The following is an 8,263-nucleotide window of genomic DNA, read 5'->3' as shown; positions in this document are numbered from 1 at the left end:
TAAAGCTTCATGGTATTAGCAAACGTGGCGATACCTATGTGCGGACTTTATTGGTACACGGCGCCCGCTCAGCCATCACACATAATAAGCATCCAAGTGAGTGGTTGCAGGGGCTACTTATTCGCCGACCAAAGAATGTGGTACTTCTGGCGTTAGCCAATAAAACAGCCAGAGTTGTTTGGGCATTGTTAAGCAAAGACGTCGAGTATGACGAGAATCTGTACTCACAGGTGAGTTAATCTAAGCCGGTTAACCATAATGATTAACGATAAATGATGTAAAACTGTTTAGCGCGAAAACGTTCGCAACCGTTTGTCAGGGCGCCTGACGTGTGATGAAAATTGGTAAGACCATACTTTAGTAATCTGTCCACTGCATGGGTTTAAATACCGTCCGGAGTGTTAGAGCTAAAGTCGCGGAAATCATTAGGGTCAGCGGGGGCGCGCCCCGCATTAATAAGACCGGATATAGTGCCGCAGCCCATCCAAACTCAGCACACGTTAAAAACCCTTGCAAAGGAGGCGTTCATATAGTGCTGTGGATAAATGTTTGATGCAGCGCAGGTCGATGACTGCCTTTTTCTGGCATACTGTGTGTAATTGGTGAAAAAAGGAACAATATTATGGCGACCGGCAAGCCAAAAACGGCAGCACCTGTTAACGCTCACAGCCTGAGCGCTAATCAGGTGCTGGCGACACTTAATAGCGCTGAGCAGGGTTTAACCGCAGCGCAAGCACAACACCGGGCAGCGCAATACGGCCCTAACCTGCTGCCACAGGCGGCTGGCCCCTCACTGTGGTATCGCTTTTTTAAACACTTTCATGACACCCTGATCTACGTACTGTTATTCTCAGCAGCGGTTACCGCCCTGCTCGGCCACTGGCTGGACACCGCAGTGATTCTGGCGGTGGTGATTATTAATGCCATTATCGGCTTTATTCAGGAAGGTAAGGCCGAACAGGCTTTGGCCGGGATCCGCCAGATGTTGTCGGTGCATGCCAATGTCTGTCGCGATGGCCAGTGGCAGCAAGTGCCGGCCGAGCAGCTGGTGCCGGGCGATGTGGTAAAGATCCGCTCTGGGGATCTGGTTCCGGCCGACTTACGCTTGTTGGATAGCACTGAGCTGCGGATTGAAGAGTCGGCGCTCACCGGAGAATCGCAGCCGGTAGCCAAACAAACCGAGCCAGTTGCGCTGGATGCGGCACTTGGCGATCGCAGTTGTCTGGCCTTTTCCGGCACCCTGGTGACGTCAGGGCGCGGTATCGCCGTGGTGACCGCCATCGGTGCGGCAACGGAAATTGGTCAAATCAACCAGCTGTTATCCGAGGTTCAGGGCATTACCACACCGCTCACCCGGCAAATGAACCAGTTTGGCCGCTATCTGGCGCTGGTGATTGCATTACTGGCGCTGTTAATGCTGGCTGTCGGCATGTTACTGCACGACTATAGCCATGCCGAAGTGTTTCTGGCTGCGATTGGTTTTGCGGTAGCGGCTATCCCGGAGGGATTGCCGGCTATTCTGACCATTACGCTGGCGCTGGGGGTAAAACAAATGGCGGATCGCAAAGCCATTACCCGGCGCTTAAATGCAGTGGAAACCCTGGGCGCGGTAACGGTGATTTGCTCGGATAAAACCGGCACCCTAACTCGCAACGAAATGACAGCCAAAGAAGTCGTCACCGCGCAAGGCCAATATCAGATTAGCGGCGTCGGTTATCAGCCGCAGGGTGAACTGCGCTTTGCAGAAGAACCAGTTAACCTGGCAGCACATCCGGCATTGGCGGCGTTAATTGAAGTGATCGCCGTAGCCAACGATAGTCAGCTGGTGGAAAAAGACGGCCAGTGGCTGGTACATGGCGAACCTACCGAGGGCGCCCTGCTTTGTCTGGCGGAAAAAGCCGGCTTTGAACGGGAACAACATCAGCGCTTAGCGGTGATCCCGTTTGAGTCAGAAAATAAATTTATGGCCAGTCTGGAGCAACACCGCAACGGCAGCCGGCAGTTGCTGTTAAAAGGCGCGCCAGATCGCTTATTGCCACGCTGTTCGGTACAGCTGAATGCCCAGGGGCAAACCGAGCCATTAAATGAGGTATTCTGGCAGCAGCAACTTAATCTATTGAGCTCGCAAGGGCTAAGGGTGCTGGCCGCTGCCGGCCGTGATACCGAACAAACCGAACTGGGGCTTAGCGATCTAACCGGGCTTTGCTTTTATGGCCTGATTGGTATTATCGACCCGCCGCGCCCGGAAGCCATTAGCGCTATTGCCGCCTGTCGGGCCGCCGGGATCCGGGTAAAAATGATCACCGGCGATCATGCCGGTACGGCAGAAGCCATTGGTCGGGAGATGGGTTTAGCGGCCGATGCCACGTTACAGGTCTATACCGGGCAACAACTGGAGCAAGCCAGCAGCGAACAGCTACAACAAATGGCATTGGCGGGCGATATTTTTGCCCGTACCAGCCCGGAGCATAAATTGCGGCTGGTACAGGCGCTGCAGCAACAGGGCGAAGTGGTGGCAATGACCGGCGATGGTGTAAATGATGCGCCGGCATTAAAACAGGCTGATGTCGGCGTGGCGATGGGTATTAAGGGCTCGGAGGCCAGTAAAGAAGCCGCGGATATTGTGCTGGCTGACGATAACTTTAGCACCATAGCGGCAGCTGTCGCAGAGGGACGCACTATTTACGATAACCTGCGTAAAGCCATTTTATTTATTCTGCCGACCAACGGCGCTCAGGGCTTGGTAATGCTTTGTGCGGTGTTATTTGGCCTGACGCTGCCGCTGACACCGGTACAAATTTTATGGGTAAATATGGTGGTGGCCATTACCCTGGCACTGGCACTGGCGTTTGAACCGGCCGAGCCGGGTGTGATGCAGCGCCCGCCGCGACAAAGCAGCGCAGCGTTGTTAAGTGCTGCCTTTTTGCGCCGCATAGCCCTGGTATCCTTATTAATTGGCGGCAGTGCCATGGCATTATTTCAGCTGGCATTAGCACAGGGCCTGGATCTGGCGACTGCCCGCACGGTAACAGTAACGGCACTGGTGGTGGCGCAGGCCGGTTACTTGCTAAACAGCCGGCATCTGAATAACTTTAGCCTTAAACCCACACTGCTATTTACCAACCGCATTGCCTGGCTGGCGATCGGCATACTGGTGTTGTTACAGCTGGCCTTTGTCTACAGTCCGCTGCTGCAATTGTGGTTTGGCACCCAGCCCCTTAGCCTGCAACACTGGTTATGGTCGCTTGGCGCGGCTTTACTGGTGATGCTGTTGGTTGAGGTAGAAAAAAAACTACTCTGGTAAAACCAGATAAACCGGCAGGTCACCGCGACAAGCAGTGTCGCCGACGAGTGTCACAAGCGCCGAGCTGTTGGTTTTTTGAGCAAATCTAAGCTACAATTTCCAGGCTAGGATTGATAATTTCTACGGCTAGTTGGAGTTTAACGAGGAATCACCGTATGACGTCCGCCATTGCACGTGCAGGTTTTCCGGTTACTGCATTATTACGCCAACAAACCGAGCGGCAAGCTCAGCAAGCCGAACAACAAGCGCAAGCACTGGAGCAACAGGCTGCCGCCAAACGGCGTGAAGCCAGAGCTGCGCAGCAACAGGCGCGCGAACTGGATTCTGAAGCGACTGAGTCAGCTAACCGCGCGAACCTGTTGCAACAAAATCTGGCTGCCGCGGATCGCTTGACGGAGAGTCAGCAACAACGAACTGAACGCTTAAACTCAGCCTTGGATCGCACCGCAGCGTCGGAGAGCGCACCGCAGGACGACGCTGAGCAGCAAACTGACTCAGAAACTCAACCTAACCCAACCACTACGGTCTCGGTATCAGGCAACAATGCAGCAACCCCCTTTAGTTTGATCGCACGCCCTCTGGCGCCAAGTAGCGGTTTAAATATTAATGTGCAGGTTTAGTTTTTAGGTTTAGTGCGCCGTTTTTGTCGTTACCGTTAAGCGTTGCAATTTTCCCAGCGTAGCCTTTAAACCTGCCTCTGCTGCACCGCCAATCACATAGACATGCTCACCCACGACCACAGCTCCATGGCCATGACGCGCTATCGGTAAGGTGGTCAGTACCTGCCAGCGATCTTCAGCGGGTAGGTACTGCCAAACCTTGTCAAAGACGCCGCCTCCGGCATTAAAATGCTCACCGCCAAACACCAGTAAGCTATCCCCCACTACCGCTGCCGCCAGACCAGCCTGTGCCTGTGGCAGCGGTGCCAGTTGTTTCCAGCTGTTAGCTACGGGATCAAACACTTCATGTACCGCCAGATTGCCGTCTGCGACAGTGCGCCCTCCCACCAGATGCCAACGGCCATTCAGTAAGGCAGCAGCAGCACTATTACGTGCTGTTGGCACTGGCGCAGCCTCACGGATCTGATAACTGTGCGGGTCCAACACCCAGTGCCAGCTAACATCGGTATTGTCGCGCCATTGGCCATTGTTAGCATCAGTCGCGGTGCGGCCGCTGGCAATATGCACCTGCTCAGCGATAACGGTCGCCACAGCTTCGCTAAGTGGCGCCGGTAATTCGGCGACCTTTTGCCATTGGCCTGCTGTTTCATCCAGCAACAGAATATCCCGACTGTTAGTCCACCAACCTTGCTCGGTAACAACAAAACCGCCGAGTGAAAACAACTTACCTGCCACCGACACCAGATGGCTGTGATGCCGTGGCTCGGGTAAGGCGATGCCATCCTGCCAACGCTGTGAACTCAATGAATACTGATGTACCCCTGCGGTGACTGGTGCAGCACTACCACTGAGTTCGCTGCTCAGGCCACCGGCTACGACGATAGTGTTTTGATGTAACACCGGATAAATTTCCTGTACCGGTAACGGCATGCTGGCGTGGTCCTGCCAGCTCACCGTAGCGGTGTTGGCGGTCAGAGCTATGGCGACAACGGGGAAGAGTAATAAATTTAACATTAGGTTCTGCTCCTGTTCGCAATTACTCTCAAAGCGAGACGTACAATAAAATCATTAAAAAATAACACTAACGCAACGAAACCTTGGGGCTTTACCGGACTTTGTGTTATACCTTGAGCAGGAGATTAACATGCTTTAAGCAAAAAAATTTTCAGCCGACAGTCAACTATCGACAATTTCTGTGCGTAAACCGCATTAGTACTGCTTTGCTGGATACTCAAGGATGCTGATGCCGAAACTGCTCAATTTTATGCAGCATAGTGCCGCCGCAAGCTGGTTTCTCAGTATTACACTACTGCTGGTGTTACTTAGTGACAGCATGACTCAACTCGGCTTTGCCCATGGTATTTTGTACACCCCCTTGGTTGCTCTGGCGGGTCTGAGTGCCAATCGACTGCTGTTACATAGCACGGCTGGCTTCGCCTTGCTTGCCGTTTGGCTGGGCTTTTTTATTGCTCCTAATGCGCCAGCAGAATTTTCTACGTTTTATGTTATTGCGAACCGCACTGTATCCTGTTTGTCGATCATCCTACTCTGGTGGTTAAGTATGCAGGCGATGGCGTTTCGCGAGTCACAACTGCGGCAACAACATCAGGTTAATCAAACCCAGCAGGATTTAGAGCTGGCAAACAAGGTCACCGGATTAAGCCATTGGTGGCTGGATAATCATCGGAAAATGGTGCGGCTTGACTTGCCAAGCCAACAGTTGCTGGGCGTAAACCTGACGGAAATTACTCTGGCCCAATTTGTGTATTGCTTTGACAGTGCCAATCGAAACAAATTATCTCTGCAACTGGAACAGGCCGGCAGTAGCAGCGAACCGGAGATGCTGGAGTGCAAATTACAGCAGGAGTGTCAGCAGCCACTTTGGGTTAGGATCATCAGTTACCAGGATCCGGCCGATCCGGATCTGGTACGCGGCATTTTGCAGAATATTCAACATCATCATGATGAAGCCAGTCGGTTCGCGCAGCAGCAACGTCGCTTTCAGCAATTAGCCGATAGCCTGCCAGTAAAAGTTTGGACTGCCACCGCTGAGGGTCAGGTCGATTTTGCCTCGGAAACCTTCGCCCAGTTTTGTGGCCGTGACACCCAAACGATTATTGCCGATTGGCTGGCTATTCTGCACCCGGACGATCAACAACCGGTGCTCAGTTACTGGCAACAATGTGTCGCCAATAAAGCTCCCTACAAAATCGAATTTCGCATTTTACGCGCAGATGGCCAATATATCTGGCATCTGACCTCGGCCATACCCATCTTTAACGAACAAGGCGAAGTGCTATATTGGTTTGGTTCTGCGATGGATATCAGTGAGCAGAAAAAGCTCTGGCAGCACTCGGATCAACTACGACTGGCGCTATTCCAGACCCTGGATGAGATTTCCGATGCGTTTTTAAGCCTGGATCAACAACTGAATCTCACCTTTATCAACCAGCAAGCATTAGACTTGTTGCGCGCATCCAAGAATCCATTACTCGGCAAATCCTTAAACGAAGTCTTTTATCGGCCGGGCAAAGATTTTAGTGTTTTGACCGCAGCAATCCAGCGCAGCTTTATCCAGCAACAAGCCGAGTATCTGACGTGCCAGTTGCCTGATAGTTCTCTGGACTGGACAATCCGTCTTTACCCCAACGCCAGTGGTATCAATGTGTTATTGCGCGCCAGACGCGACTAGAAAGATACCGGCGTCTGCAGTTGTAGTAATTTGCCCGTCAGTGGATGGACAAACTCGATAACTGTGGCATGCAGTAACAAACGGCAGGAGGCACCAGCGATGTCGATTGGCGCATATAAGCTGTCACCCAGAATTGGATGGCCAATAGCGGCCAAATGCAAGCGCAGCTGATGCGAGCGACCTGTTACCGGCTCCAGCTCCACTAAAGTACTGTTGTCCCCTGCCCGGTAGTCCAGCACACGATAACGTGTTAATGAAGGCTTACCCGTTAGCTGACAAATCTTATACAGTGGCCGGCGCTCAGCGTCTGGCGCAATTGGCAAATTAATTTCTCCGGCAGCAGCAGATAATTGGCCGGCAACGCGGGCCGTATAGAGTTTGCTGATAGTTCTGGCCTGAAATTGCTTACTTAGCGCTGACAGCGCCTTTTTAGTCAGCGGCAGCAGCACTATGCCAGAGGTGTCGTAATCAAGCCGGTGCACCACCTGTGCGCCTGGGAACTCACACTGTACCCGGCTAATCAAGCAGTCGCGGTTCGCCGGATGCCGGCCCGGCACAGTTAACAGCTTAGTCGGCTTATCAACCACCAATAAGGCTTCATCCTGATACAGGATGTGGTAGGCCTGGTTGGTTGCCGGCAAAATTGCCAATTCATCTAACGCCGCTGTCATGATCCGGTTCCTTTGCTGCAAAGCAGCGCATTATAACCAAGTTAGCCTGGCTGTTGGCAAAAAAGCCTTGCAGGCGGCGCCAAAGCCGTTAAGCTGCCGCCAAGATGATGGATAGTTTCGGATTTCCAGATGAATATGTATCAGTTCTACCAGCCTCCGCCAGGCCCGCTGCCAATTTTGTATCAGGATAAAGATCTGCTGGTGGTGAATAAACCCAGCGGCTTGCTGACAAATCCCGGCCGGGCGTTAGAGCTTAGCGATTCAGTGCTTAGCCGGGTACAACGCGAATTTCCAACCGCGTTATTGGTGCACCGGCTGGATCTCGGTACCTCAGGCGTGGTGGTGTTTGCGTTAAGACGCAAGGCGGAGCGCGAGTTAAAACGGCAATTTGCCGAGCGGCTGGTTAAAAAGCGCTATCTGGCGGTAGTCGCCGGCGTGATGTCAGCCGAGCCGGGAGAAATTAATCTGCCCCTGAGTGCCGATCCGGATCAGGCGCCAAAACAGCGGGTGGATACTGCTGGTAAACCCGCACAAACCTTTTATCAACGTATTGCGGTACGGCAAGACTGCAGTTTAGTAGAACTAAGACCGGTAACCGGGCGCTCACATCAGCTAAGAGTGCATTTGGCCGCGTTGGGCCATCCGATCCTGGGGGATAATTTTTATGCCTCGCCCGAACAGGCAGCGGCAGCACCCCGCTTATTGCTGCATGCCGCAGAACTGCGTTTACAGCAGCCATATAGCCAGCAACCCCTGCTCTTTACCGCAGACACCGACTTTGTCAGTGCCAGCGGCAACTGGTTCGACGCGACTCCGGAACAGGTCTGAGCCTGATAGATCCCCACGATTTTAAGGCTCCCACCGAACAGCATACTCCAAAGTATGCTGTCGGAGTCGCTCGAAGACATCAATGCCCTCCATCAATTCATCTATGACATCAAAGCATCTGGCTAGTAATCGTCGCCCCAAAGACAGA

At 52.9% G+C, this 8,263-nt stretch carries 7 protein-coding genes; 5 read left to right on the top strand and 2 right to left on the bottom strand.

Translation table 11 applies throughout. The features are described 5' to 3' along the window. The 3 genes from AEST_RS17100 to AEST_RS15445 form a co-directional block, all read left to right on the top strand. Window positions 1-239: transposase (locus AEST_RS17100; RefSeq protein WP_156803911.1), on the top strand; the 239-nt coding region annotated here is incomplete at its 5' end. Between the two features lie 383 nt (window positions 240-622). Beyond that, window positions 623-3,304 (top strand): cation-translocating P-type ATPase, encoded by a 2,682-nt coding sequence (locus AEST_RS15450; RefSeq protein WP_008610153.1) that lies wholly within the window; start codon window positions 623-625, stop codon window positions 3,302-3,304. Window positions 3,305-3,459: 155 nt separating this feature from the next. Beyond that, a complete protein-coding gene (locus AEST_RS15445; RefSeq protein ID WP_008610152.1) occupies window positions 3,460-3,924 on the top strand; it encodes a hypothetical protein in 465 nt (154 codons plus the stop codon). 9 nt (window positions 3,925-3,933) lie between these two features. Here the strand turns inward: AEST_RS15445 and AEST_RS15440 are convergent, their stop codons facing one another. After that, complete coding sequence (locus AEST_RS15440) at window positions 3,934-4,938, bottom strand: Kelch repeat-containing protein (protein WP_008610151.1); 1,005 nt, start codon at window positions 4,936-4,938, stop codon at window positions 3,934-3,936. Window positions 4,939-5,167: 229 nt separating this feature from the next. Between AEST_RS15440 and AEST_RS15435 the strand changes: the two genes are divergently transcribed. Continuing rightward, a complete protein-coding gene (locus AEST_RS15435; RefSeq protein ID WP_156803910.1) occupies window positions 5,168-6,616 on the top strand; it encodes a PAS domain-containing protein in 1,449 nt (482 codons plus the stop codon). Here AEST_RS15435 and AEST_RS15430 read toward each other — a convergent pair. Beyond that, complete coding sequence (locus AEST_RS15430) at window positions 6,613-7,287, bottom strand: pseudouridine synthase (RefSeq protein WP_008610148.1); 675 nt, start codon at window positions 7,285-7,287, stop codon at window positions 6,613-6,615. The two genes, AEST_RS15435 and AEST_RS15430, sit on opposite strands and share 4 nt — an antisense overlap. Window positions 7,288-7,416: 129 nt before the next feature. Between AEST_RS15430 and AEST_RS15425 the strand changes: the two genes are divergently transcribed. Continuing rightward, entirely contained in the window at window positions 7,417-8,115 is a 699-nt protein-coding gene (locus AEST_RS15425; protein ID WP_008610147.1) for an RluA family pseudouridine synthase, read from the top strand. Window positions 8,116-8,263 lie beyond the last annotated feature (148 nt).

The organism is Alishewanella aestuarii B11, assembly GCF_000280055.1.
GTDB lineage: Bacteria > Pseudomonadota > Gammaproteobacteria > Enterobacterales > Alteromonadaceae > Alishewanella > Alishewanella aestuarii.
Note: the sequence above shows the minus strand (reverse complement) of the source record. Positions and strands in the feature narration are given on the sequence as shown.